The following is a 25144-nucleotide window of genomic DNA, read 5'->3' as shown; positions in this document are numbered from 1 at the left end:
TGCATTGAAGCGGGGCCGCCTCTGGAAACGGGAAACGGTTATGTTCAAAAAAATACTGATGCCGATTGATCTGCAGGATACCAAGCTGGCGGCCAAGGCGCAGAAGATCGCTGTAGAAGAGGCGCGCAAGCACAAGGCCGAGATCTATGTGATGACGGTGCTGCCGGGGTTTGGTATGCCGCTGGTGGCCTCGTTTTTCCCTGACCAGGCGATGCAGGAGGCGATGAAGGAGGTGGCCAAGCTGATGAAACGCTATATCCGCGACAACCTGCCGGACGATATCGTTACCCATCCGCTGATCTCCGAAGGTAATCCGCCGGAACAGATCCTCCGCCAGGCGAAAAAGATCGGCGCGGATCTGATTGTTATTCCATCCCACGCCAAGGGGTTGTCCCAGGTTTTTCTGGGATCCTGCGCTGCCAAGGTGGTGGAGCATGCCAAATGTTCTGTGATGGTGATCAAGGGGGAGTGATCAGTGCCGGGTTGTTCGCGCCTTGATTGATCCAGGGCAGGAGAGGCGGGGGTCCGGCCCGATTCACGGTTCGTAGGATTTGCCCAACAGCGACCGGATCTATAGCATGGGGGTGCAGGGAATATACAGTTGATGTATCCCGATTGCATTTCCGGAGAAAGGGCGATCGTACTGTTTGCCTTCGGTAATTGATACAAGGAGCAGCCTCAATGGGTAAAAAGAAGAGTGACAAAAAGGGCGAGAAAAAAGCTGAAGAGCTGAAGCAGAAAGCCAAAGCGAAAGCGAAGGCAAAAGCCAAGGCCAAGGCGAAGAAGCGCAAAGAGAAGAAGAAGGCAAAAAAGAAGCTGGCCAAAAAGAAGAAGCAGAAAAAGCAGAAGAGTAAAAAGGGCTCGAAAAAATCCAAAAAGTAACCGGATAGAGCCGTCAGCCTGATTCGCCGGTCCGACCGGATGGATCAGGAGTGACACTACCGATCACCACAGGCAACGGCCAACATTATCCCCCGGTAAGACCGGGGGATTGTTTGTCGGGTTGCCCAACAATCCTCAAACGCCCAGTTTCAGAAACGCCCCGTACCCCCTTGGTTTTCCGGTTTCAGCGACTCATTCATCCAGCTCCAGCAGGGGCAGGGAACCGCGCGCCTTCACCTGGGAGAGCTGGATATTGGATTTGAAGGAGGAGACGCCCGGCATCTTCATCAAGTGCTCGGAGATAAAACGGGAAAAATCCTGCAGATTACGGGCGATGACCCGCATTTCGTAATCGCCATCGCCGGTGATCAGCAGGCACTCCAGTATCTCCGGACGTGCCTGTACCGCCTGTTCAAACGCCGCGGCGATGTTCCCCTGCTGCTTTTCCAGGGTGATGTTGATCAGCGCCACCACATCCAGTCCCAGGGCCTGTTGATCAACGATGGCGGAGTACCCGGTGATAACGCCCGCCTCTTCCAGGCGTTGCAAGCGTCGGGCGCACTGGGACGGCGACAGGTTGATCCGTTCCGACAGGGCGACATGGGAGAGGCGGGCGTCCTGCTGCAGGTGGTGCAGGAGCTGTTTGTCGTACTTGTCCAGTTTGAGGGGCATGGGCACTCCGGAATGGGGTGGCTGTGCCGAAACTGCCTGCTTTCAGGCAGTTCAGCGCGACACCGGTTTAAATGGAACTCATCTCTTTTCTCTCTATGATGCAGTATATAGTCATAAATATAAAATAAATGAATGATTCATGCGTTAAACGGCGCTTCTTATCAGCTAAACACGCGAAAACGTCATTCCGATTGCGCTATGCTGGCGGCAGTTTTTTGCTGAACCGGAGAGATGAATATGACGTTGGCAGAGGCGCTGTTGCACAGTTTGAAACGCTATGGAGCAGAGGAGATCTTCGGTATTCCGGGGGATTTCGTTCTGCCTTTTTTCAGGGTGATCGAGCAATCGGGTATCCTCCCTTTCTATACCCTCAGCCATGAGCCGGGGATCGGCTTCGCGGCCGATGCGGCGGCGCGCTGCCGCGGCTCCCTGGGGGTGGCGGTGGTTACCTACGGGGCCGGCGCTTTCAATATGGTCAACAGCGTGGCCTGCGCCTATGCGGAGAAATCCCCCCTGGTGGTGATCTCCGGTGCACCCGGCTTGTCGGAGAACCAGGGCGACCTGCTGTTGCACCACCAGGTCAAGACGCTCGGTTCCCAGTATGAAGTTTTCAAGGAGTTTACCTGTGACCAGCTGGTGCTGGATGACCTGCGCAGTGCACCGGAACAGATCGCCCGGGTGCTGCGCAACTGCCTGGAGCAGTCCCGTCCGGTCTATATCGAGTTTCCCCGTGATCTGGTCGATGCCCCCTGTGATACGGTTCCGCTGCTGGCCCCATCCAGCGCTGATCCCCAGGCGCTGGCGGCCTGTGCGGAGGATATCCTGGCCCGGATCGGGGCGGCGCAACGCCCGGTGATCCTGGCCGGCGTGGAGGTGCGTCGCTATGGACTGGAGGAGAAGGTGGCCGAGCTCTCCCGACGCCTGAATCTGCCGGTGGCCACCTCGTTTATGGGCCGTGGTCTGTTCTCCGGATCGGACTGCCCCTTTATCGGCGCCTATATCGGCATGGCGGGGGATGCCGCTGTCTGCGAAGCGGTGGAAGGGTCGGACCAGTTGTTGATGCTGGGGGTGATCGTGTGTGATACCAATTTTGGTGTCTCGGCCAGGCGGCTGGATATTCGTCACACTGTGAACGCCACCGATCGTGAGGTGCAGGTGGGTTATCACTGCTACCGGGGACTGTCGCTGGCGGAGCTGGTGGATGAGCTGTTGCGCCAGACCCAGGCCAATACCAACCATGCCGACCCGGTCAAACCCAGCTACCCACGGGGCCTGGAGGCGGATCGGTCGCCTATTGTCCCCACCGATATCGCCCGGGCGGTTAATGATCTGTTTGATCGTCACGGTCCGCTGATGATCGCCTCGGACATCGGTGACTGCCTGTTCACCGCCATGGATATGGACAACACTCAGCTGGTGGCGCCCGGCTATTACGCCACCATGGGATTCGGCGTGCCAGCCGGCCTGGGCCTGCAGGCAGCCACCGGTCAGCGGCCCCTTATTCTGGTGGGCGACGGGGCATTTCAGATGACCGGGTGGGAGTTGGGGAACTGCCGACGCTACGGCTGGGACCCGATTGTGCTGCTGTTCAACAACAGCTGCTGGGGCATGTTGGCCACGTTCCAGCCGGAGAGTGAATTCAACCAGCTGGATGACTGGCACTTTGCCGATCTGTGCGGTCCCCTCGGGGGTGATGGGGTGCGGGTCAGCAGCCGGGCTGAACTGCAGGTTGCGCTGGAGCAGGCGGTTGCCACCCGGGGGCGGTTTCAGCTGATCGAGATCATGCTGGCCGAGGACGCCCGCAGTGCCACCCTGCAGCAGTTTGTAGAGGCCCATGGCCGACGGCTGGCGAAGCAGTAGGCTGCCATCCGGCAGCTGGGTCAATTGAAACTGAGTCTGCCGATAAGGGGGAAACGGAACTCGCTACCGGCCATCGCCTTGGAGAGTCCCACCATCCCCAGCACCACCAGGGTGGAGTGAATAGTGGTGAAGTAGAGAATCAGCACCACCCAGGTGTTGGCGCTTCGATACCCCCCCAGCCAGAGGATCGCCAGGTTGGCGATCACCAGCAGGACACCGCCGATAATGCTGGCAATGAAAGTCTGCTCCAGGTGGGAGCGGGCCAGTGGTGGCCCGGTGTGGCGGTGTTTGAAATAGAGATAAGCGAGCCAGAGAAAACAGATCCCCGGCAGCAGTAGCAGGTTGGCAAGGAACAGCGCCTCAGCCAGGATGGCCAGTTCAGTGCCGGATTGTGCATGGGTCTGATTCATTGCCTGAAACCGTTATTGGCTATTCTGTCTGAATAGAGTGTAGCTGTTGACGGGATAGGGGCAACGACAACGGGTTCTCTTTGAGCTATCAGCCGTTCCGCCGGAACTGTTATATTGCCTTACAGTGTGAATCAGGAGGGAAGCCTAATGCCACAACTGTTATCACTCTCCCGGGCGGCGCGCCTGGCGGATGTCACCCGGGGCGAACTGCAGAAAAGAATCAGAAAAGAGCGGGTAAAAACCTTTGAAGGGGAGATCGCCATCGAGGATCTGCTGGTACTCTATCCCGAGATCAACCTGGATGAGGATCCGGTACTGGAGCGGGTGCAGCGCATCAAAAGCGAGGCGCGGCCCAAATCCCACTACAGTGACGGCTGGATGCCCGATCCCCAGGTGCTGATGCAGCGGCTGTATGAGTTTCAGCATATCCTGGTGCAGACCAAATCGGCCCTTAATACCTCCGAGCTGCTGCTGGAAGAGACCATAGCAGAGCTGCGGGAGGCGTTGGATAAACCGGAAGCGGCCCTGCAGACCGCCATCAGAGACTGTATCGATAAGCTGCAGGGGGCGATGGGGCGACTGGACCGGGTGGAAGACGCCAAGGCGCGCCTGTTCGCCAAGAATGCCCTGTTGAAGATCGTCACTGCCGCGGTGCGCCTGCAACCGAGCGGCCATGAGTTTTTTATTGAAGGCAACGACTCCATTCTGGAGGCGGGACTCAAGGCCGGCCTCTATCTCGATTACGGCTGCACCAGCGGCAATTGTGGCGCCTGTAAATGCCGGGTGGTCTCCGGGGCGGTGCGCAAGCTGCGCCAGCACGATTATGTGCTGAGCGCCCGGGAGCAGGCGCAGGGCTACATACTGGCCTGTTCCAATACTGCCATATCCGACCTGGTAATCGAGGCCAATGAGGCCACCGCCAGCGAAGTGCTGCCCCACCAGGTGATTCGGGCGCTGGTGCGCAAGGTGGAGCTGGAGAGTCCAGAGCTGGCGGTGCTGCATGTGCAGACCCCCCGTACCCAGTCACTGCGGTTCAAGGCGGGACAGCGGGTGCGCCTGACCACGGAAGAGGGTGTCAGTGATACGCTCTATATCGCCAGCTGCCCCTGTGATGGCCGCAACCTGCTGTTTTTACTGTTTGCCGGCATCGGTTCGCCCCTGGAGGATGTGGTCTTCAAGGGGGACCTGGCCCGGCAGACACTGGTGCTGGAGGGGCCGGATGGCCAGTTTCTGCTCCATGAAGACTCCAAGCGACCGGTGCTGTTCGTCGCCAAGGGGGGTGGTCTGGCGCCAGTCAAAAGCCTGGTGGAGCAGGCGATCACCATTGATGAGGCGGAGGAGCTCTCCCTGATCCTGGTGGGAGGCAATCCCGCCGGCTCTTCGCTGGAGCGACTCTGTCGCTCCTGGAATGATGCCCTGGACAACTTCCAGTACCGCAGCACCGAGGCCGACATACCGCTGGAGGTGCTGGCGGACCAGATAATCCAGACGATCGAGCAGAATAACCGAACCGAAGTGTATATCGCCGGCCCGGATGCCTGGCTGCAGGGACTGCTGAAGGTGGTCGGGGAGAAGGGCGTGGATAGTGCTGAATGGTCGGTGGAGAGCGTGGGCTGTTAAGCCGGCCTTGATCGGTTCGGGTTCCATGGCTCTTCGGCTGATCGGGTGACTTACCGGGTGCAACAGCAGTAAGCGGTCAGTCGGGAATCCCCAACTGACCGCATCGGCTGATGAAGTTAAATTTACTGGTTAGCGTGTATACCTTCCAGATAGTCGGGGATGGCGGCGATTCCTTCGGACACCTGTACCGGGCTACTGTCGGAGGCAGAGCCAGCTGCAGTGGCCGGCAGTTGGGTGAAGTCGGTTGAGTTGGACCCGTAGATCAGGTCATCGCTAAGATCGTCCGCCAGGACGATGCCGGTGGAGAGAAGAGAGGCGGCAGCAACGGCGAGCAGTTTATTGGAAAGTTTCATTATAAATCTCCTGGGTATTTGTTGGTGGACCTGAGAAGTGGTCCTTGCCTGAAAAGACCCGGGTTGATGCTAGAATATTTCAGCTGGGCAGATCTTTTTATACCAACCGGATAACTGCTCCAGTCGAACTCGCCTCTCCCCACGACTATCTCTGCAGGCAGGCTGTTCTTTTCAGTCTGGAAGCGGCCGGGTGATTACTGTTATGGAGAGCCGGCTTTTCACTTGTCGGAAAGTCGGACTACAGTTGATTGAGAAGAAAAACTTTATATCCACCAAGAGTAACAGGAGAGATCATGAAAAAAGTTTTATTCGCAGCATTTGCTTTCATTTGGCTATCTGCTCCCCTATCCGCCGCAGACGGGGTTATCAATGTGGCCAGTGAGTTCGGTGTTGAAGAGACTGCCAATCGTCTTGAGGCGATTTTAACGAAGAAAGGAATGACCGTCTTTAATCGTATTAAGCATTCAGACGGTGCGGCTAAAGTGGGTATAGAGCTGCGTAAAACTGAGTTGATCATATTCGGTAATCCCAAAGTGGGCAGTCCGCTGATGGCGTGTCAACAGAGCGTTGCTATCGACTTGCCACAGAAAGCCCTGATCTGGGAGGATGGGGATGCCAAGGTCTGGATCTCCTATAACGATCCCCGCTACCTGGAACAGCGGCACAGCATTGTGGGGTGTCAGGAGACCCTGCAGAAAGTGGAGAAGGCGCTGGCGGGTATGACCCGGGCGGCAGCCACCCGGTAGTTCCGGTGGTGCCACTACTTGAAATTGATATTTCCGGGTTATGTCGGGAAATGGGTAGTGGCACCCTGTCCTCCAATTACTGCAGGAAGGGCAGTGTAATTTTTTGGCTCTGTTTTTAGGATCGACAATCTGGACAGATAGTTGATGTAGGGGAGGAGTATGATTGTTAGAATTTAACGGAGCTGGTTTTCTATTTCAGGATTGAAGCGTGTTGCAATCCGGCCGGCTTGCAGTGGTTTGTCTCAGGCTTGCTCTGGCACTGTGTTAACCACGAATTGTACCTATTGTCGGGTGGCAGCGTTGTTCTGACAGGTCGGCAGGGAGTATGCCCATGTTAAGGGAAATGAGGGAATAGCCTGGGTATCGAGGGACAGATCAAGCGTGTTTATCAGAAAAATCGATCAGGAACGAAATTTTCAGACCATCAATATGATAGGTCTGGCGGGGGTCATTTTCCTGATGTTTTTTGGTGGTAATGCGATTTTCCGGGACAATTATTTCATCGCTGGGGTGTTGTTTGGCAGCGCCTTTATGGGATCGCTCTCCATACTGGTGATGCGGCGTACCCAGAATTTCAGCTATGGCAGTTACGGGATTTCTATTACTGTTGCCCTGGTGTTTTGCTACCTGATTGCCTCCGGCGGTGTGCAGAACAGTGGGCCACTCTGGTGTCATTCACTGTTCCTGGTCATCATGCTGCTACAGGGATTCAAAAAGGGGCTGATCGCTTTTTTTATTCTCCTGGTTATTTCCACGGTGTTGCTGTTCTATCCCGACCTCCCTTTCGTTACCGCCGAGTATTCATATAGCTTCAAGGTCCGGTTCATCGCGTCGTTCCTGTCGTTGGGTGTCATGGCATCCATTTATGAATACCTGCGTAGTAAGAGCCAGAGTGATTACGAGACGATCAGCCGGGAACTGGATCAGGCGTCCCGCACGGATGCACTCACCGGCCTGGCGAATCGCCGGGCCATGCAGCAGTGCCTGGAGGTTGAACAGAGTCTGTATCTTCGACACGGCCACCCCTATTCACTGATCATGATGGACCTGGATTATTTCAAACGGATTAATGACAAGTACGGTCACGGTAAGGGGGATGAAGTGCTGATAACGGTCTCCAGACTGCTGTTAAAGGAGGTCCGGCAGCAGGACGTGGTGTGCCGCTGGGGCGGGGAGGAGTTTATGATTCTGCTGCCCCAGACCGATCAGGCGCAATCATTACTGGTGGCGGAGAAACTTCGCCAGGTCATCGATCAGCTGGCTCTGGATGCACTTGGGATTGTGGATCCGGTTACCGCAAGTTTCGGAACCGAGTGTATCCTGAATGTCCGGAATACCGCTGAGCTGATTGCAGAGGCTGATCGTAAACTCTATGAGGCCAAGCGACATGGTCGAAACCAGGTATTTGACCCGACCGGGCGGATCCTCTCTATGGAAACGGCGGGGTAGTCCATTCTGTATCGGCTCTACGGAGAGCGACCCCTTTATCGAACAGCCATTGACCGGATGGCCTAACCATGAACTGTCACAGGTGAAGCGATGGATCTGGAATACAAGGTGAATAGCCCGGTCTCAACCGATCAGTTCATTACCCTGCTGCATGAATCGACCCTGGGCGAGCGTCGGCCGGTAGAAGATCGCGCCTGTATGGAGGGGATGATTCGTAACAGTGACCTGATGGTGACTGCCTGGTACGGGGGTGAACTGGTTGGCATGGCCCGCTCAGTAACAGATTTCCATTACGCCTGTTATCTTTCTGATCTGGCGGTTCATAAAAAACATCAGCGCAGCGGGATCGGCAGGGAGTTGCAGCGCATTACCCAGGCGCAACTGGGGCCCCACTGTAAACTGATTCTGCTGGCTGCGCCGGCGGCCAACGCTTACTACAGCCATATCGGATACGCCAACAATCCACGCTGCTGGGTGCTGAGTCCTGAACAGGAGATCAGCACCCGGCAGGGGTGAACCAGCTATGACATTTTACTGACGATCAGGGCCGCATTGACCCCGCCAAAGCCGAAGCCGTTGCACAGGGCGTGTCGGGTGGGTTGGGACCGTGCCTCCTTGGGGACGAAGTCCAGGTCCTCCATGGTCGGATCAACGTTGTCCAGATTCAGAGTGGGCGGGAGCCGGTCGTGCATCACCGCCAGGGCGGAGAAGATACTCTCTATACCTCCCGCTGCGCCGAGCAGATGGCCGGTGGCCGATTTGGTGGACGAGACCGGCACCTGTGGCAGGCTGTCACCAAATACATTTCTCAGTGAGGCGATCTCCGCCTTGTCACCTACCGGGGTCGAGGTGGCATGGGCGTTGACGTAGTTGATGTCGCCCGGTTGCAGCCCGGCCATGCGCAGCGCTGCACGGATGGCAGCAGCGGCACCGGCGCCATCCTCGGGACCGGAAGTGATGTGGTAGGCATCGGCGCTGGTACCGTAGCCACTCAGTACGGCCAGGGGCGTAGCGCCCCGTGCCAGAGCATGCTCCAGGGTCTCGATGACCATCAGACCGGAGCCTTCACCCATGATGAAGCCGTTGCGTGCCTGGTCGAAGGGACGGGACGCCCGGGTCGGCTCCTCGCCTTCGGTGGATAGGGCCTTGAGGGCGTTGAAGCCGGCCAGCGACAGCGGGTCGACGCACGCCTCCGCACCGCCCACCAGGGCCACTTCAGCCTCGCCGTTGCGGATGATGCGCATACCGTCGCCAATGGCCTGGATACCGGCGGCACAGGCGGTCACGGGGCAGCCGAGCGGGCCTTTGAAACCGTAGCGGATAGAGAGGTTACCGGCCGCCATATTGGCCAGAAAGGCCGGTACGGTAAACGGGGAGAGGCGTTTGTAACCGCGGCTGTCCAGGGTCTGTTGGGCCTGGGTGATGGTGGTGAAACCACCGATACCGGTGGCAATGATGGTGGCGGTGGCCTGCTGGTCGGCTTCGCTTTCCGGGTGCCAGCCGGCCTGCTCCAGTGCTTCATGGGCCGCGGCCATGGCGTAGATGGTGAACAGGTCGAGTTTCTTGCGCTCCTTTTTCTCGATCAGCGGCTCGATATTGAAACCGGCCTGCGGATCCTGTTCGATGTCCGGTACCAGCCCGGCAATCTTGATCGGAAACTCTGCGGTATCAAAGCGATCGATCAGGCCGATGCCTGACTGACCGGCGGTCAGACGTTCCCAGACCGGCTTGACGCCACAACCCAGAGGGCTGATCATGCCCATACCCGTAATTACGATCGGTGAACTCATGGTTTCTCCATAACACTCTATCAATACTAGAAACCCTAGCACCGGCCACTATATGATCAAGATAATATTTTGCCCATGACGTTTTGGGGGAATTAAATGCCATACCCGGAAGATCACAAAGCAAAGTCAAAAGAGCGCATTCTGAAATCCGCTACAGAGCTGTTTTGTCGCTACGGTTTTGAGAAGGTCTCTATCAGCCAGATTATGAAACTGGCGAAACTGACCCATGGCGCCTTCTATGCGCACTTTGAATCCAAAGAGGCGCTCTACAATGCGTCGTTCCTGGAGACTCTGAAAGGCAGCCGTGCTGCCCGACTGGTCAAGGGGCCGCTGTCGATCAAGCATCTGACCGCCCTGGTGACCAATTACTGGAATCTGCAGGAGTTGCGGGAGAAGAGCAAGCCGGGACCGGAAACGATCCTGTTCAATGAGATCGGTAACGACAACGCCGAAGTCAAAAAGCTGTTTGAAACCTCCTACCACAGCCTGAAGAAGATGCTGGAAACCCGCATCATGGCCCTGAGTCGGTTGAAGAAGCTGCCGTTCGAGCCGGACCGGGACACTATCGCGGAAAAGGCCCGGGCCATTCTCGCTTCCCTGGTGGGGGCCGTTGCGATTGCCAAGAGCATCCCCCATGAAGAGGAGCGCCGCGCTATCCTGGAATCGGCCCAGAAACAGATCCTGATTATGCTCGGAGTGAGTGAAACGGAGCTGGACAGCCTGTTGGGCTCGGCCGCGCCGGACTCCTGGTCATGAACCGACCGACGGACTGACAAGTCCGGTGGATTTTATAGTGTAATTTTCAATCAGCTATTGAACAAACCCCCATGAGTAATGCCTACGTAATCGGCCATATCACGGTCAAAGATGCCGACAAGTGGTCCCAATATCGCGAACAGGTGCCGGCCACCCTGGAGCCCTGGGGCGCGGAACTGTTGTTACGTGCCAATCTGGCCCGGGTGCTGGATGGCACCCATGCCCATACCGATACGGTGGTGATCCGTTTCCCCGATCTGGCGGCGGCCAACGGCTGGCACGAATCGGCCGCCTACCAGGCGCTGATCCCGCTGCGCCAGTCAGCAGCCGATATAGATCTGCTGATTTTCCAGGAGTAACGCTGGCTACCGGGGAGGCTTGCCGCTCCGCCGGAACCCTGTCGGATTCGCCCTGTCGGGACTGCCATTAGCCGATTCAGACCAGGGTGTGACGCGCCGCTGGCCGGTCAGTCGTCCTGCCGGGCGCTCTTCTTCTTCTTCTTCACCCGTTGTGCGTTCTTGGAGTTCTTCACCAGGTCTTCGATAATCGGCGCCAACAGCACCTCCATGGCAAAGGCCATCTTGGTACCGGGAATCACCAGGGTATTGCGCCGGGAGATGAAGGAGTGCTCGATCATGTGTTTCAGGTAGACCAGGTCGATATGGTACTTCTTGATGATGCGTTTCTTGACCCGGATCACCACCAGGCTCTCGTCGGCGCTGGGCACTTCCCGGGAGATAAAGGGGTTGGAGGTGTCCACCGTGGGTATGCGTTGAAAGTTGATGTCGGTATGGGAGAACTGGGGCGTGATGTGCTCCACGTAGTCATCCATGCGCCGCTTGATCGCCTCGACGGTGGTCTCGGTGTCATAGCCGCGGGTCTGGTTGTCCCGCTGGATCTTCTGAATCCACTCCAGATTGATGATCGGCACCACGCCGATTAACAGATCCACGTAGGGACGCACTTCCGGCATGCCGCCATGGAGCCCCTCGTAGAGCAGCAGGTCGGTCTCCTCCTTGGTCGTTTCCCAGGGGGTGAAGGTGCCGGGTTTGAGTCCCCAGGGCAGGGCCTCCTCTTCATTGTGCAGGTAGTAACGGATCCTGCCCTGGCCGGTTGCCTTGTATTTTCTGAACATCTCCGCCAGATCGTCCAGCAGGTTGGCCTCAGGGCTGAAATGACTCAGGTTGCGCCCCTGCTGTTTGGCCAGCTTGGTGGCCTTTTTCATCTCGCTGCGGGTGTAGCGATGGTAGGAGTCGCCCTCGATCATCAGGGCCTGGATACCCTCCCGGTAGAAAATGTGACTGAACGCGTCCCTGACGGTACTGGTGCCCGCTCCGGAAGAGCCGGTTACGGCGACAATTGGAAATTCTCTCTTACCCATGGATGCTTAACTCGACGCAGTTCTGAAATACGAACCGGGCGATTTTGGCATATTTTCGGTTGAATTGCCCGGACAAATGGTCTGCTGCTGGCCGGGCTGAACTGAGTCAGGTGGATGGTGGGGGCTTGGTCCGGCGCCCAAATGGACACACCTTGATACAGATACCGCACATGGGGGCGCCTATATTGGGCAGGTTGGCAAATTCGACAGTCACCTTCTCGGCACAACGTTGCAAGTCGATTGCCTCCTCGCGGCTGTCATAGTGGGTGCTGGTATTGACGTTGTGAATGGCATCGACCGGGCAGGCATCGACACAGAGACGGCATTTGCCACAGCGGTTCTCGATCGGTTCATCAATCGCCAGTGGTGCGTCGGTCAGTAGTGTGACCAGTCGAACCCGGGAGCCGAATTCCGGGGTGATCAGTAACAGGTTCTTTCCCTGCCAGCCAAGCCCCGCCATCCGTGCCACTGCCTTGTGGCTGATGGCCCCGTACCAGTGCTTCCGGTCCAGGATCTGCGCCGCCGGGATCGGTAGGGCGCTGTGACCGGCCCGCTGCAGCTGATTGGCTGCCTTCAGGGCGATCTCATCCAGTATGCGGTTGGAGGCCTGATAGGCGGTGGCATAGATCGGAGTGGGGCGATCCTGGATGGTTTCAAACACGTCGGTCGGCACCCGCACAGCGATGGCGATGGCCCGGGAGTAGGGTGCCAGCAGGTTGTCTGGGTCGGTACGCAGGGCACGCAGTGGTGTGGCATCGGCAATACCGACCAGGTCGGCGCCCAGTTGGAGGATCTGCTGTTTGAAAGTCTCGGTAGTACCCATCTGTTTAATCCACGGCTAGGGGGACGGTGTCCAATGGTGTCGACTCAGGTTCAGTCGTGGAGCTGGCAGCTGGAGTGTGGTTAGCCGGCGGGAGCGAACCCGGTTTGGCTGGTGTCGCCACGGTGGAGTGCATTGTGGTCAGTCCTCCTTGATGCGTTGCATAGCGCTGATCCGTGTCCGGGCCTTTTTTTTCGGATACGGATCGACCGGTAGAACAGAGGGGAACCAGGGTGTTCCCCCCGGTACTGGTCATGCCGGTCTCAGCTGCCTCTGGGGCCACGCTTTGTAGCCTCAAGCGGGGACTGAAACCGGCATTTTTCACACACTCAGTTCATACCGACCTTTTTCATCCGCACAATCTGGTAGGGGCGGCTGATATAGCTCAGCGGCACGCTCCAGACATGCACCAGGCGGGTGAACGGGAACAGCAGGAACACGGTCATGCCGAAGAATATATGCAGCTTGAAGATCGGGTGCACATCCTGAATCAGGCCCGGATCGACACTCAGGGTGGCTACGCTCTTGACCCACTCGGTCAGGGCGATCATGGTGCCGGCGTTGCCATGGGCGGCGTGCTCCAGTGAGATCACCGTGGTGCTCAGGCCCAGGGTGACAGTGACCAGCAGCCAGCCGATAATGAAAGTGTCCCGCCTGCGGCTGACGGCCCGTACCCGGGGCTGGCTCAGGCGACGCAACAGCAGCATGATGGCACCGATCAGGCAGAGGCTGCCGAAAATCAGGCCAGCATAGATGGCGATGTACTGGTGCGCCGTATCGGAGATACCGAGCGCCAGGAACCAGCTGTGCGGAGTCAGCATACCGACCAGGTGGCCGAAGAATACCGCCAGGATACCGACGTGGAACAGGTTGCTGGCCAGTCGCATACCTTTACCGCTCAGCAGCTGACTGGAGTCCGCCTTCCAGGTGTACTGTTCACGATCGAAGCGGAGCCAGCTGCCAAGCAGGAAGATGGTGCCGGCCAGGTAGGGGTAGGCGCCAAAAAAGAAGTTATTCAGTGTCATGCCAGTCTCCTCAGGCTGCTTGGGCCAGATGGCCACGGTTTTCCACGATGCGGAGAATCCGCGCATAAGGGCTGCCGGCCTTCTCCAGGTTGTCACCAATCACTTTCAGTACCTTGGCGGCATCGCCCAGGAACACCCGTGCCTGTAACTCGTCCAGGGTGGATACATACTCCAGGATCAGGGGCAGGAAGTCGGGGATCTCGTTGCCTGCCACTTCCAGGCCACTGGCTTTGTAGTGCTCGGACAGGTCGATCAGGGCGGGGCCCCGGCCGCGATCATCACCGAACAGGTGGTGGGTCAGGTGCAGATCGTGTTCCGGCACCATGTCGAAGGTCTGCACGTACTGGCTCTGCAGGCTGGTCAGGTCGTGCAGGTTCATCCAGGCGATGAGCTGTAGCAGCCCCTCTTTTTCCGTCGGGGTGATCGTGTCGTCGTGCTGGATTGCATCCAGAATCCCCGGCAGGTTTTCCGCCAGATCCCCATCCGGGTAATCCAGCAGCCGGGCCATGATGTTGTAGATAAGCATGTCAATAATCTCCCGTTTAAACCTTGTCTTTTTTCCGTGGCTGGATGCCCTGGGGCGTATGGGTACGCTTGCGCGGTGCGGGGAACAGGGTGAATCCCTGGCCGCTGTCGCTGCCCTGGGAACTGATGTTGCCGGCGCTGAAACCGTTCTGACCCTGGAAGGCGTAGGGATCTTCCTGGGCCAGCGCCTCGTTGGCGGTGGGGATCACAAACCGGTCGTTATAGTTGGCGATACCGAGCAGCTGGTACATCTCATCGGACTGGGCTTCGGTCATGCCGACTGCTTCCAGGGCGGCCGTGTTGCAGGTACCCTCCACCGCCTTGGAACGCTGGTTGCTGCGCATCGCCAGCAGGCGGTTCAGGGCGCTGATGATCGGTTTCTCGTCACCGGCGGTGAGCAGGTTGGCCAGGTACTGGACCGGGAAGCGCAGTGCCTCCGCCTTGGGTATGCAGCCATCGGCCTCAGTCGGCAGGGTGCCCTGGTCGATCTGGCTCTGTACCGGGGAGAGCGGTGGCACGTACCACATCATCGGCAGGGTGCGGTATTCCGGGTGCAGCGGGAAGGCGATCTTCCATTCAATGGCCATCTTGTAGACCGGTGAACGCCTGGCGGCATCCAGCCAGGTGTCAGGGATACCCTGCTCCTGGGCCTGGCGGATCACCTCCGGGTCATTGGGATCCAGGAAGATGTCCATCTGGGCGTTGTAGAGATCCTTTTCACCCTCTACCGCGGCGGCATCGCTGATCCTGTCCGCGTCATACAGCACCACGCCCATGTAGCGGATGCGGCCGACGCAGGACTCGGCGCAGGCGGTAGGCATGCCGGACTCGATGCGGGGGTAGCAGAGGATACACTTCTCGGACTTGCCCGACTCCCAGTTGAAGTAGATCTTCTTGTACGGGCAGGCGCTGACACACATGCGCCAGCCGCGGCAGCGGTCCTGGTCGATCAACACCGCGCCGTCCTCGTCCCGCTTGTAGATGGCGCCGGAGGGGCAACTGGCCACGCAGGCCGGGTTCAGGCAGTGGTTACAGAGCCGGGGCAGATACATGTGGAAGGTCTTCTCGAAATCCTTGTAGATCTGCTTCTGGATGCCCTTGAAGTTCTGATCCACCGAGCGGCTCTCGAACTCGCCGGCCAGGTCATCCTCCCAGTTGGGACCCCACTGGATCTTCTCCATGCGCTCGCCGGTGATCTGGGACAGGGGACGGGCGGTGGGTGCCGCCTCGGAGAGCGGTTTGTTCTGCAGCTTGGGATAGTCGTAGTCGAACGGCTCGTAGTAGTCGTCGATCTCCGGCATGTCCGGGTTGGCAAAGATGTTCACCAGCTTGCTGATACGACCACCGGCCCTCAGCTCCAGCTGGCCGTTCTCTTTTTTCCAGCCGCCTTTCCACTTCTCCTGGTTCTCCCACTCCTTGGGGAAGCCGATACCAGGCTTGGATTCCACGTTGTTGAACCAGGCGTACTCAACACCCTTGCGGTTGGTCCAGATGTTCTTGCAGGTCACCGAACAGGTGTGACAACCGATGCACTTGTCCAGGTTCAGGACCATTGCAATTTGTGCACGTATATTCATGTTAAATTCCTCACTATGCTTGCCACCGGTTGCGGGGTGTCGCCACCCCGCAGGTTGCGAATGTCTGACTCAGTTGTTGATTCCCTGCGGATTGAGTTGAGCCTCCCGTTCCGGTGTCAGATCACCCTCCAGCCAGTTCACGTCGGCGTCTTCGATCTTGTGCACGATGACATTTTCATCCCGCTGGCTGCCCACGGTGCCGTAGTAGTTGAAGGCGTAGGAGAGCTGGGCGTAGCCGCCGATCATGTTGGTCGGTTTCATCACCACCTTGGTCACGCTGTTGAGAATGCCGCCCCGCTTGCCGGTGGTGTTGGAGCCGGGTACGTTCACGTTCTTCTCCTGGGCGTGGTACATGATCGCCATACCCTTGGGGATACGCTGGCTTACCACCACCCGGGCCACGGTGGCGCCGTTGGCGTTGACCGCTTCGACCCAGTCGTTGTCCTTGATGCCGATGCTGCGGGCCTCCTCCTCGTTGAGCCAGAAGTAGGGGCCGCCGCGAAACAGGGTCAGCATGCGCAGGTTATCCTGGTAGGAGGAGTGGATGCCCCACTTGGAGTGCGGGGTGATCCAGTTCAGAGTCAGGGTCTGCTTGCCGGCCAGCTTGTTCGCCAGCTCCTTGGGCAGGTTCTTGTGCGCACCCAGGTCCTGGGGCGGACGGTAGCAGCAGAGACCCTCGCCGAAGTCCAGCATCCACTGGTGGTCGAGATAAAACGAGGCGCGCCCGGTCAGGGTACGGAACGGGATGTGCTCATGGATGTTGGTGTAACAGGCGTTGTAGCTCACCTCCTCGGATTCGATACCGGACCAGGTGGGCGCGGTGATGATCTTGCGCGGCTGGGCCACGATATCGTGGTAGCGTATCTTCTCCTCGTGACGGCCCTCGTACAGGTGGCTGTGGTTGATGCCGGTCTTTTGGGTCAGGGCGCTCCAGGATTTGTGGGCCACCTCGCCATTGGTCTCCGGCGCCATGTGCAACACCGTGTCGCAGACATGCACATCTTCCAGCAACGAGGGACGACCCTGGGAGATACCCGGCTCGGTGATCACGCCGTTGAGGGTTTTCAACTGCTCGATCTCCAGTTCGGTGTTCCAGTCCAGCCCCTTGATGTTGTTACCCAGCTTGTCCATCAATGGGCCGACCGAGCTGTACTTCTTGTAGGTGTTGGGGTAGTCACGCTCCACCACCTTGAACATGGGCGCGGTCTTGCCCGGAATCAGGTCGCACTCGCCGCGCTTCCAGTCCTTTACCTCACCGTAGGGTTGGGCCATGGCCATCGGAGTGTCATGCTGCATCGGCAGTGACACCACATCCTTCATCGTGCCCAGGTGTTTCTCGGCGATTTCGGAGAACTTCTTGGCAATGCGCATGAAGATCTGCCAGTCAGACTTGGATTCAAATGCCGGATCCACCGCCTTGCCGAGCGGGTGCACGAACGGGTGCATGTCAGTGGTGTTCAGGTCGGCCTTTTCGTACCAGGTGGCGGTGGGCAGGATGATGTCCGAGTAGGCACCGGTGGAGTTGAGGCGGAAGTTGATATCCACCATCAGGTCCAGCTTGGCGATGGGCGCCTTTTCGCGCCATTTGATCTCCTGACAGCTGGCCCCTTCGGTGCCCTCCTGCATGACGCCGTTCTGGGCTCCCAGCAGGTGCTTGAGGAAATACTCATGACCCTTGGCAGAACAGCCGATCAGGTTGGCGCGCCAGACGAACAGGTTGCGGGGGTGGTTCTCCTCCGCATCGATATCCTCGATGGAGAAGGCCATGTCGCCGCTCTTCAGCTGTTCGACCATGTACTGGGCCACGCCGGCCTCGTCGGTGGCGCCGGCCGCTTCCGCCGCCTTGACGATATCCAGCGGGTTCTTGTTGAAGTGCGGGGCCGAGGGGAGCCAGCCAAGACGTTGTGAGACGACATTGTAGTCGGCAATCTGGTAGCCCTTGTACTTGGCTTGTGCGGTGGAGCCGAGGATGTTGTCGGCTTCAACCTTCTCGTAGCGCCACTGGTCGGTATGGAAATACCAGTAGGTGGTGCTGTTCATGTGGCGCGGCGGACGGTGCCAGTCGAGGGCGAAGGCGATCGGTGCCCAGCCGGCCTGGGGACGCAGTTTCTCCTGACCCACGTAGTGTGCCCAGCCACCGCCGGACTGGCCCACGCAACCACACAGGTGCAGCAGGTTCATGATTGAGCGGTAACCCAGGTCGTTGTGGTACCAGTGGTTGATGGCGGCACCCATGATGACCATGGACTTGCCCCGGGTCTTGGCTGCGTTCTCGGCAAACTCGCGGCCGGTGCGGACCAGGTCGGCGGTTTTGATGCCGGTGACTTTGGAGCCCCAGGCCGGGGTGTAGGGGACGCTCTCGTCTTCGTAGGAGGTGGCCAGGTTGTCACCCAGGCCCCGGTCGATACCGTACTGAGAGACCATCAGGTCAAATACCGAGGTGACGTAGACCTCTTCACCGGAGGCCAGTTTCAGCTTGCGTACCGGGATGTTACGCAGCAGGGTGTCATCCTCGTCCGGCGTGAAGTGGGGGAAGGCGACCTCCACCACCTCATCGCGGCTGTCGAGACAGCTCAGTTCGGCCTCGATGTCGGCCTGGTTGGCGGCATTTTTCGGCAGCAGGTTCCACTTCCCTTCCTCACCCCAACGGAAACCGACCGAGCCGTTCGGGACCACGAAAGCCTGGCTGACCGCGTCATACACCACGGTCTTCCACTCCGGATTGTTGGCTTCGCCCAGGTTCTGGTCAAAGTCGGTGGCGCGCAGGAACCGGCCGGAGACATAACGGTCACCCTCCTTGCGCAGCATCACCTGCATCGGCATATCGGTGTAGGTGCGGACGTACTCGGAGAAGTAGGGGTCCTGTCTTTTGATATGGAACTCGTTCAGCGCCACGTGACCCATGGCCATGAAGGCGGCGGCGTCGGTGCCCTGTTTGACCGGCATCCAGAGGTCGGCGAACTTGACGAACTCAGCGTAGTCCGGCGCCATGGAGACCACCTTGGTACCGTTATAGCGGGACTCGATGGCGAAGTGGGCATCCGGGGTCCGGGTCATGGGCAGGTTGGCGCCGCAGATGATGATGTACTTGGCGTTGTACCAGTCGGCCGCTTCCGGCACGTCGGTCTGTTCACCCCACACCTGGGGAGAGGCGGCGGGCAGGTCGCAGTACCAGTCGTAGAAGGAGCCACATGCCCCGCCGATCAGGGAGAGGTAGCGGGAGCCGGCCGCGTAGCTGATCATGGACATGGCAGGGATCGGGGAGAAGCCGTAGATCCGGTCCGGGCCCCACTTTTTGATGGTGTAGACATTGGCGGCGGCGATGATCTCGGTCAGCTCTTCCCAGTTGGAGCGGACGAAACCGCCCAGGCCGCGCACCGCGGTGTAGCTGTTGCGCTTGGCGGGATCCTGCTGGATCGCTTCCCAGGCTTCCACCGGATCCTTGCCGCTGTTGCGCTCCTGGCGATAGAGATCAATCAGACGACCGCGCACCAGGGGATACTTGATCCGGTGCGGGCTGTACAGGTACCAGGAGAAGGAGGCGCCCCGCTGACAACCCCGGGGCTCATGGTTGGGCAGGTCGGGGCGGGTCTCGGGATAGTCGGTCTGCTGCATCTCGTAGGCGACCAGACCGTTCTTGACATAGATCTTCCAGGAACAGCCACCGGTACAGTTCACGCCGTGGGTGGAGCGAACCACCTTGTCATGGCGCCAGCGATTGCGATAGGTGTCCTCCCACTGGCGATCCTCGTTGGTGACGATGCCGTGGCCCTTGGAGAAGGTCTCCTGGACCTTCTTGAAAAACCGCAGGCGGTCAAGAAAGTGGCTCATTGTGTATCTCCTCTCAGCATGTTCTCTAACGTGCTATTAACAAAAAAGGTTTCCCCATCGGGGCAGGTGCGGACCGGTCCGGCAGGGCCGGATCAGGGGTTGTCGTACTCCCGCTTCGGGCCCAGGTAGTACCACCAGTTGATCACCATGCAGACCAGGTAGAAGATGGCGAATCCGTACAGGGCATACTCGGGGGTGGCGGCTTTGATCTGTTCTCCGAACACCTGGGGGATAATGAAGGCGCCATAGGCGGCGACAGCGGATGTCCAGCCCAGGGCGGGCCCGGCCTGCTCCTTGTCGAACACCATGGCGATGGTGCGGAAGGTGGAGCCGTTACCGATACCGGTGGCGGCAAACAGCACCAGGAACAGGACCAGGAAGGGAACGAAGTACTCTTCCGGGGTGGCGGAGGCGTAGGCAGCCTGTAGGTAGTAGGCCACCCCCAGGGCGCTGGCGATCATGATCACCGAGACGATCTGGGTCACTTTGGCGCCACCCACCTTGTCGGCGATCCAGCCGCCTACCGGGCGGATCAGGGCGCCGATGAAGGGCCCCATCCAGGCGTACATGAGTGCGGATGGGCCGTTGGCGTTGACCGTGTCATGGGTCAACACACCGTCCACCACCAGATGCTGGTAGCCGAACACCACCTTGATGGCCAGGGCAAAGCCGGCTGAGTAGCCGATAAAGCTGCCGAAGGTCATGGTGTAGATGATGCTCATGATCCAGGTGTGCTTGTTGCTGAAGATCCTGAACTGGCGCTGCAGATTCGGCTTGATGTCACCGGGGATCTGTTTCATCAGCAGCACGGTGCCGAGCAGAATAGCGGCGATCACCGGCCACTTGGCCCAGCCCGGTGCGCCCAGTCCGGTGGGAGCCGGCAGGATGATGTAGAGACCGATGGCCGCGGTGAAAAAACCGATCAGCAGCAGGCCGGTGATCCGGGACATGGCGCTGACCGGTGAACCGATATGGGGCGAGACATCCTCTGTACGGATGTTGTTCATGCCGAACCAGCCGGCAAAGGCGAGTGGAATCAGCAACAGCAGCCAGACATAGCCGGCATTGTGGATGTAGCTCTCGGTGCCGGCCGGGATCTTGCCGATCAGGGTGCCGGAGGTGTTTTCCAGGATCATCGGTTCACCGCCGAAAATGCCAAAGGTCATCACCAGCGGCACCAGGATCTGCATGGTGGTGACACCGGCATTGCCCAGTCCGGCGTTCAGTCCCAGGGCCAGCCCCTGCTGGCGCTTGGGAAAGAAGAAGCTGATGTTGGACATGGAGGAGGCGAAGTTACCGCCACCAAAGCCGGACAGAAAGGCCAGTGCCTGGAACACCCAGATGGGCGTGCTCTTGTCCTGCAGGGCGATGCCGGTACCGATGGCCGGCAGCATCAACAGGGCGGTGGTAAAGAAGATGGTGTTACGTCCCCCGGCAATGCGGATAAAGAAGCTGCTCGGGATACGCAGTGTGGCACCGGTCAGGCCGGCGATGGCGGCCAGGGTAAACAGCTCGGATTTGGCGAACGGAAAACCGAGGTTGAGCATCTGCACCGTGATGATGCCCCAGTAGAGCCAGATGGCGAAGCCACACAGCAGACTGGGAATGGAGATCCAGAGGTTGCGGCTGGCGATCCGCTTGCCCTCCGACTCCCAGAACCGGGCATCTTCCACATCCCATTTTTGTAAATCAGACATAATGGCCTCTCTCTCTAAAGTTGCTACTAACCATCGTTACCGGCGTTGTATCTATTCCAGGGTGTCCACCGCGGTGGCTCTCAGCTGACGCAGCCGCAACTCGTCAGCCTCCTGTTCTGCCCGCTGTTTCGCTTCGCTGTACCGGCTGAACAACTCTTCCAGCAGGTGTGCCTGTTCCACCGCTGCCTTGGCGGCGGCGTACGCTTCCGGGTTCTCCCGGGACTTGAGGTATGCATCCACCGCGTGGGTCCGGGCCGATGCCATGTCCTGCTCCTGGTGCTCCCGGGCGAAGGTGTAGTGCATCCAGATCAGGGAGACCGAGGTGGCGCCATACAGCAGCATAAAGACGGTGGAGTTGATGCCGGTGATATCCTTCATGGCGCCGAACATGATGGGCAGCAGGAAGCCACCCATGCCCCCCGCCAGCCCGACGATGCCGGAGATGACGCCGATGTTGTCGGGGTACTCGTCGGACAGAAACTTGAACACCGACGCCTTGCCGAAGCCCCAGGCGATGCCGACGATGAACAGCAGAATGGTGAACACCCAGACATTCAGGCCCACATCCAGGGTCATCGGACCATTGATCGTCTTTACCGTGATGGCGGTCTGGGGATAGGACATGATGAACAGACAGACCCAGGAGACCCACATCACCCACCAGGTCACCTTGTAGGCGCCGTAACGGTCGGAGAACCAGCCTCCCAGGGCGCGGATCACGCCGGACGGCAGGACGAAGATGGAGGCGAGCAGGGCGGCGTGGGTCAGGTCAAACCCGTATTCATTGATGTAGTACTTGGTCATCCAGAGAGACAGACCGACAAAACCGCCGAACACCAGGGAGTAGTACTGGCAGTATTTCCACACCCGGGGATCTTTCAGGGCGGCCAACTGCTGTTTCACCGTAACGCTGGATGAAACCTTATGCTCGGGATCTTCGTAGGTGAACATCCAGAACAGGATCACCACCACGGCCATGGCGATCGCGTAGACTTTTGGCACCATGGTCCAGCCGTAGCTCACCACCAGTGCGGGCGCGACGAACTTGGTCAAAGCGGCACCCGCATTGCCGGCGCCGAAGATGCCCATGGCAAAGCCCTGTTTCTCTTTTGGAAACCAGCGTGCGGTGTAGGCGATGCCGACTGAGAAGGAGGCTCCGGCGATCCCGACAAACAGACCGAGAACCAGGAACTGCCAGTACTGTGTGGCGTTGCCGATGAACCAGAGCGGGACCAACATGGCGCACATCAGGGTGAAATAGACGATGCGCCCGCCGAACCTGTCGGTGAGCATGCCCACCGGCAGGCGCACCAGGGAGCCGGTCAGGATGGGAGTGGCGATCAGCAGGCCGAACTGGGTGTCATTCAGGTTGAGCAGTTGTTTGATCGGTATGCCGATGATGGAGAACATGACCCAGACGGCAAAACAGGCCGTAAAGGCGATGGTATTCATGCTCAGTACGGATAGTGCTTTTCTCTGCTGACTAGCCATGTTTTTCAATACCTGCAAACACCAATCAATCCACAACAAACCGTCTGCTCATGGGAGCGTTGGGAGGGCAGTCTAAAGGGATAAAAAAGTTGTGGAAGAGGGCCGGGAAGGGAGCAGTGAAGCGGACATACCACTAAAGTGGTAGTGGGGGTATGCGGTATAACAAACTGAAAATAAAGAAAAAATAATTTATTCAGGTAATTTGGGTGGGGCTGTATTAACCTTGTGGAATTTAAGGTGGTACTGCTAAAGAACCTTATTTTTACCACCCTTGAACAGGATAAGATCGCCCTATGGCCATCCGCTATAAAAATTCGGTTCTGTTGCGCATGGGTATCTCCATGGGTTTCATTACCCTGCTGGCATTCATGACCATGTTGGGGTCGATCTTCATTGAAGAGCAGACCCAGGGCCATGCGGCAGCGGTCAACCAGGCCGGCAGCCTGCGTATGCAGTCCTACCGTATCGCCACCCGCTTGGTTTACCAGTCCGACATCCGCCCCGAGCGGTACTGGAAGCTGACTGAACAGCTGGTTCAGGAGTTTGAGAATCGATTACGCAGCCCGCGCCTGATCGGTATTCTGCCCGCCGATCCGGATCATCGGTTGACCCGGGCCTATGAGCGGATCAATCAGCAGTGGCATAGAAAAATAAAGCCGGTCCTGACGGTTTATGTGAGCCTGATGGGACCCCGGGAGGCTGCCGGTCTGCTGCCTCCCCACGCGGCGGATGATCCGCTCAGGGTGGCAGTGCAACAAAATATCCGCGCCCGCTATGTCTCCATCGTCGACCGTTTCGTCGGTGATATCGATAAGCTGGTCCAGTTGCTGGAGGAGGGGACCGAATCGAACATCCGCTGGCTCAGGGTGATTCAGATCAGCTCTCTGTTCCTGACCCTGGCGGCGGTGTTCTACACCATGTACCTGATCCAGGCGCTGGTCATGCCACCGTTGCGTGACCTGTTGCGCTTTGCCCAGTTGGTGCGGCGGGGCGACCTGACCGTGCGGGTCAAGCATGAGCGGGATGATGAGCTGGGCCAGTTGGGCAGTGCCTTCAACGGCATGGCGGATGATCTGTCAAAAATGTATGCCGACCTGGAGATGCGGGTGCGGGAGAAGACTACCGACCTGGAGCGCAGCAACCGTTCGCTGGAACTCCTGTACAAGACCACCCGCCGACTCAACGACACCCACATCACCCCCCGGGTATATGAAGAGCTGCTCAAGGATATCGAGAAGGTGGTGGGTTTTGGTCCGGGCAATATCTGCCTGGCAAAGTCGATCGGCGGCGAGATATTCACCCTGGCCACCAGCAACCTGTCCGGCGCTACAGTCTGCAACCAGGATGAGTGCCGTGCCTGCATGAATCAGCAGGGTACCCGGATCAAAGAGTGGCGTGATCCGGACCAGACCCTGCGCCGGGTGCTGGCCATACCGATCCGGGATAAGGAGGAGCAGCACGGTATCCTGTTTATCGCCATCCCCGAGGACGCACCGCTGCAGGAGTGGCAGACCCAGCTGCTGGAGGCGGTGGCGGACCACATCGGCGCGGCCATCAGTGTGGCCTACCGCACCACTTACAACAGACGTGTGGCCCTCTATGAAGAGCGTGGTGTGATTGCCCGGGAACTACACGACTCCCTGGCCCAGTCGCTCTCCTACCTGAAAATCCAGGTCAGCCGGCTGGATATGGTGATCAAGCAGGGCGGCGATGAAGCGCTGGTGCTGGGGGTGGTGCAGGAGTTGCGTGAAGGACTCAACAGCGCCTACCGCCAGTTACGGGAGTTGCTGACCACGTTCCGTCTGAAAGTGGATGGTCGGGGTCTGTTGCAGGCGCTGGAACAGACGGTGGATGAGTTCAGGGGGCGCAGTGACATCACTATCCGACTCGATTCCAATCTGCAGGGTCTGCAGTTGAGCGAGAACGAGGAGATCCACGTCCTGCAGGTGATCCGGGAGGCCCTCTCCAACGTGATTCGCCACTCCGGTGCCAATGCGGCCCAGGTGACCCTGTGCGGGGGAGGCGATGAGCCGATCAGGGTCAGCGTGGTGGATGATGGCTGTGGTATCCCGGCCTCCCCCGAGCGATCCCGCCATTACGGTCTGGCGATCATGGAAGAGCGGGTCAGAAGCCTGAATGGTACGCTGACTGTTGAACCGGTGAAAGGAGGGGGTACCCGGGTGGCGTTCCAGTTCAGGGCCGCCAGGAAAAACCATGACAGGTCCGATGACTCCGTCAATCCCATAGCATTGTGAGTAG

Annotated in this window: 22 protein-coding genes; 10 read left to right on the top strand and 12 right to left on the bottom strand. The window is 58.7% G+C overall.

The annotated features are described in order from the left end of the window. The first annotated feature begins 40 nt into the window (after positions 1–40). Positions 41–472: a universal stress protein gene (locus tag AAY24_RS06250; RefSeq protein ID WP_046858955.1), complete on the top strand. Its 432-nt coding sequence runs from the start codon at positions 41–43 to the stop codon at positions 470–472. A gap of 209 nt (positions 473–681) precedes the next feature. Beyond that, positions 682–882: a hypothetical protein gene (locus AAY24_RS06245; protein ID WP_046858954.1), complete on the top strand. Its 201-nt coding sequence runs from the start codon at positions 682–684 to the stop codon at positions 880–882. A 192-nt stretch (positions 883–1074) separates the two neighbouring features. Here AAY24_RS06245 and AAY24_RS06240 read toward each other — a convergent pair whose 3' ends face one another. After that, complete coding sequence (locus tag AAY24_RS06240; protein WP_046858953.1) at positions 1075–1554, bottom strand: Lrp/AsnC family transcriptional regulator; 480 nt, start codon at positions 1552–1554, stop codon at positions 1075–1077. Between the two features lie 237 nt (positions 1555–1791). Between AAY24_RS06240 and ipdC the strand changes: the two genes are divergently transcribed. Further along, on the top strand, positions 1792–3414 hold the full coding sequence (ipdC, locus tag AAY24_RS06235) for an indolepyruvate/phenylpyruvate decarboxylase (RefSeq protein WP_046858952.1): 1623 nt from the start codon (positions 1792–1794) through the stop codon (positions 3412–3414). Between the two features lie 20 nt (positions 3415–3434). Here ipdC and AAY24_RS06230 read toward each other — a convergent pair whose 3' ends face one another. Beyond that, positions 3435–3824: a hypothetical protein gene (locus AAY24_RS06230; protein ID WP_046858951.1), complete on the bottom strand. Its 390-nt coding sequence runs from the start codon at positions 3822–3824 to the stop codon at positions 3435–3437. Between the two features lie 147 nt (positions 3825–3971). Between AAY24_RS06230 and AAY24_RS06225 the strand changes: the two genes are divergently transcribed. Continuing rightward, positions 3972–5444, top strand: coding sequence for a 2Fe-2S iron-sulfur cluster-binding protein (locus AAY24_RS06225; protein WP_046858950.1), 1473 nt, complete (start codon positions 3972–3974; stop codon positions 5442–5444). A gap of 122 nt (positions 5445–5566) precedes the next feature. Here the strand turns inward: AAY24_RS06225 and AAY24_RS06220 are convergent, their stop codons facing one another. After that, on the bottom strand, positions 5567–5797 hold the full coding sequence (locus tag AAY24_RS06220; RefSeq protein ID WP_046858949.1) for a hypothetical protein: 231 nt from the start codon (positions 5795–5797) through the stop codon (positions 5567–5569). 293 nt (positions 5798–6090) lie between these two features. Between AAY24_RS06220 and AAY24_RS06215 the strand changes: the two genes are divergently transcribed. The 3 genes from AAY24_RS06215 to AAY24_RS06205 all read left to right on the top strand — a co-directional run bounded on the left by AAY24_RS06215 (position 6091) and on the right by AAY24_RS06205 (position 8508). After that, on the top strand, positions 6091–6543 hold the full coding sequence (locus AAY24_RS06215; RefSeq protein ID WP_046858948.1) for a DUF302 domain-containing protein: 453 nt from the start codon (positions 6091–6093) through the stop codon (positions 6541–6543). A gap of 381 nt (positions 6544–6924) precedes the next feature. Then, positions 6925–7992, top strand: a complete 1068-nt coding sequence (locus AAY24_RS06210; protein ID WP_052761098.1) for a GGDEF domain-containing protein — start codon at positions 6925–6927, stop codon at positions 7990–7992. A 90-nt stretch (positions 7993–8082) separates the two neighbouring features. After that, the gene (locus tag AAY24_RS06205) at positions 8083–8508 is read left to right on the top strand and encodes a GNAT family N-acetyltransferase (protein ID WP_046858947.1); all 426 of its coding nucleotides are present in this window, start codon (positions 8083–8085) and stop codon (positions 8506–8508) included. 5 nt (positions 8509–8513) lie between these two features. Here AAY24_RS06205 and fabF read toward each other — a convergent pair whose 3' ends face one another. Next, entirely contained in the window at positions 8514–9782 is a 1269-nt protein-coding gene (gene fabF, locus AAY24_RS06200; protein WP_046858946.1) for a beta-ketoacyl-ACP synthase II, read from the bottom strand. Positions 9783–9878: 96 nt separating this feature from the next. On the opposite strand from fabF, the gene AAY24_RS06195 reads away from it, so the two are divergent. Then, entirely contained in the window at positions 9879–10538 is a 660-nt protein-coding gene (locus tag AAY24_RS06195; protein WP_046858945.1) for a TetR/AcrR family transcriptional regulator, read from the top strand. A 71-nt stretch (positions 10539–10609) separates the two neighbouring features. Continuing rightward, positions 10610–10897: a DUF1330 domain-containing protein gene (locus tag AAY24_RS06190; RefSeq protein WP_046858944.1), complete on the top strand. Its 288-nt coding sequence runs from the start codon at positions 10610–10612 to the stop codon at positions 10895–10897. A gap of 107 nt (positions 10898–11004) precedes the next feature. On the opposite strand, the gene AAY24_RS06185 is transcribed toward AAY24_RS06190, so the two are convergent. The 8 genes from AAY24_RS06185 to AAY24_RS06150 all read right to left on the bottom strand — a co-directional run bounded on the left by AAY24_RS06185 (position 11005) and on the right by AAY24_RS06150 (position 22885). After that, on the bottom strand, positions 11005–11919 hold the full coding sequence (locus tag AAY24_RS06185; RefSeq protein WP_046858943.1) for a phosphoribulokinase: 915 nt from the start codon (positions 11917–11919) through the stop codon (positions 11005–11007). Between the two features lie 106 nt (positions 11920–12025). Next, positions 12026–12742 carry an epoxyqueuosine reductase gene (locus tag AAY24_RS06180; RefSeq protein ID WP_046858942.1) on the bottom strand — a complete coding sequence of 239 codons (717 nt, stop codon included), beginning with the start codon at positions 12740–12742 and terminating at the stop codon, positions 12026–12028. Between the two features lie 326 nt (positions 12743–13068). Further along, positions 13069–13764 carry a respiratory nitrate reductase subunit gamma gene (gene narI, locus AAY24_RS06175; protein WP_046858941.1) on the bottom strand — a complete coding sequence of 232 codons (696 nt, stop codon included), beginning with the start codon at positions 13762–13764 and terminating at the stop codon, positions 13069–13071. A gap of 10 nt (positions 13765–13774) precedes the next feature. Then, entirely contained in the window at positions 13775–14290 is a 516-nt protein-coding gene (gene narJ, locus AAY24_RS06170) for a nitrate reductase molybdenum cofactor assembly chaperone (RefSeq protein ID WP_046858940.1), read from the bottom strand. A gap of 16 nt (positions 14291–14306) precedes the next feature. Continuing rightward, entirely contained in the window at positions 14307–15866 is a 1560-nt protein-coding gene (narH, locus tag AAY24_RS06165) for a nitrate reductase subunit beta (RefSeq protein WP_046858939.1), read from the bottom strand. A 69-nt stretch (positions 15867–15935) separates the two neighbouring features. Next, on the bottom strand, positions 15936–19697 hold the full coding sequence (locus AAY24_RS06160) for a nitrate reductase subunit alpha (RefSeq protein ID WP_046858938.1): 3762 nt from the start codon (positions 19695–19697) through the stop codon (positions 15936–15938). Between the two features lie 92 nt (positions 19698–19789). Further along, positions 19790–21394 carry an MFS transporter gene (locus AAY24_RS06155; RefSeq protein ID WP_046858937.1) on the bottom strand — a complete coding sequence of 535 codons (1605 nt, stop codon included), beginning with the start codon at positions 21392–21394 and terminating at the stop codon, positions 19790–19792. Positions 21395–21445: 51 nt separating this feature from the next. Further along, the gene (locus AAY24_RS06150) at positions 21446–22885 is read right to left on the bottom strand and encodes an MFS transporter (RefSeq protein WP_046858936.1); all 1440 of its coding nucleotides are present in this window, start codon (positions 22883–22885) and stop codon (positions 21446–21448) included. A gap of 293 nt (positions 22886–23178) precedes the next feature. Between AAY24_RS06150 and AAY24_RS06145 the strand changes: the two genes are divergently transcribed. Then, the gene (locus AAY24_RS06145; protein WP_046858935.1) at positions 23179–25140 is read left to right on the top strand and encodes a type IV pili methyl-accepting chemotaxis transducer N-terminal domain-containing protein; all 1962 of its coding nucleotides are present in this window, start codon (positions 23179–23181) and stop codon (positions 25138–25140) included. Positions 25141–25144 lie beyond the last annotated feature (4 nt).

It is taken from the genome of Sedimenticola thiotaurini (assembly GCF_001007875.1).
Lineage (GTDB): Bacteria > Pseudomonadota > Gammaproteobacteria > Chromatiales > Chromatiaceae > Sedimenticola > Sedimenticola thiotaurini.
This window is presented reverse-complemented; position numbering and strand designations above follow the sequence as displayed.

Excerpts from the sequence above, each read along its gene's own strand:
- AAY24_RS06250 (WP_046858955.1), top strand. The coding sequence starts at position 41 with ATGTTCAAAAAAATACTGATGCCGATTGATCTGCAGGATACCAAGCTG.
- AAY24_RS06245 (WP_046858954.1), top strand. The coding sequence starts at position 682 with ATGGGTAAAAAGAAGAGTGACAAAAAGGGCGAGAAAAAAGCTGAAGAG.
- AAY24_RS06240 (WP_046858953.1), bottom strand. The coding sequence starts at position 1,554 with ATGCCCCTCAAACTGGACAAGTACGACAAACAGCTCCTGCACCACCTG.
- ipdC (WP_046858952.1), top strand. The coding sequence starts at position 1,792 with ATGACGTTGGCAGAGGCGCTGTTGCACAGTTTGAAACGCTATGGAGCA.
- AAY24_RS06230 (WP_046858951.1), bottom strand. The coding sequence starts at position 3,824 with ATGAATCAGACCCATGCACAATCCGGCACTGAACTGGCCATCCTGGCT.
- AAY24_RS06225 (WP_046858950.1), top strand. The coding sequence starts at position 3,972 with ATGCCACAACTGTTATCACTCTCCCGGGCGGCGCGCCTGGCGGATGTC.
- AAY24_RS06220 (WP_046858949.1), bottom strand. The coding sequence starts at position 5,797 with ATGAAACTTTCCAATAAACTGCTCGCCGTTGCTGCCGCCTCTCTTCTC.
- AAY24_RS06215 (WP_046858948.1), top strand. The coding sequence starts at position 6,091 with ATGAAAAAAGTTTTATTCGCAGCATTTGCTTTCATTTGGCTATCTGCT.
- AAY24_RS06205 (WP_046858947.1), top strand. The coding sequence starts at position 8,083 with ATGGATCTGGAATACAAGGTGAATAGCCCGGTCTCAACCGATCAGTTC.
- fabF (WP_046858946.1), bottom strand. The coding sequence starts at position 9,782 with ATGAGTTCACCGATCGTAATTACGGGTATGGGCATGATCAGCCCTCTG.
- AAY24_RS06195 (WP_046858945.1), top strand. The coding sequence starts at position 9,879 with ATGCCATACCCGGAAGATCACAAAGCAAAGTCAAAAGAGCGCATTCTG.
- AAY24_RS06190 (WP_046858944.1), top strand. The coding sequence starts at position 10,610 with ATGAGTAATGCCTACGTAATCGGCCATATCACGGTCAAAGATGCCGAC.
- AAY24_RS06185 (WP_046858943.1), bottom strand. The coding sequence starts at position 11,919 with ATGGGTAAGAGAGAATTTCCAATTGTCGCCGTAACCGGCTCTTCCGGA.
- AAY24_RS06180 (WP_046858942.1), bottom strand. The coding sequence starts at position 12,742 with ATGGGTACTACCGAGACTTTCAAACAGCAGATCCTCCAACTGGGCGCC.
- narI (WP_046858941.1), bottom strand. The coding sequence starts at position 13,764 with ATGACACTGAATAACTTCTTTTTTGGCGCCTACCCCTACCTGGCCGGC.
- narJ (WP_046858940.1), bottom strand. The coding sequence starts at position 14,290 with ATGCTTATCTACAACATCATGGCCCGGCTGCTGGATTACCCGGATGGG.
- narH (WP_046858939.1), bottom strand. The coding sequence starts at position 15,866 with ATGAATATACGTGCACAAATTGCAATGGTCCTGAACCTGGACAAGTGC.
- AAY24_RS06160 (WP_046858938.1), bottom strand. The coding sequence starts at position 19,697 with ATGAGCCACTTTCTTGACCGCCTGCGGTTTTTCAAGAAGGTCCAGGAG.
- AAY24_RS06155 (WP_046858937.1), bottom strand. The coding sequence starts at position 21,394 with ATGTCTGATTTACAAAAATGGGATGTGGAAGATGCCCGGTTCTGGGAG.
- AAY24_RS06150 (WP_046858936.1), bottom strand. The coding sequence starts at position 22,885 with ATGGCTAGTCAGCAGAGAAAAGCACTATCCGTACTGAGCATGAATACC.
- AAY24_RS06145 (WP_046858935.1), top strand. The coding sequence starts at position 23,179 with ATGGCCATCCGCTATAAAAATTCGGTTCTGTTGCGCATGGGTATCTCC.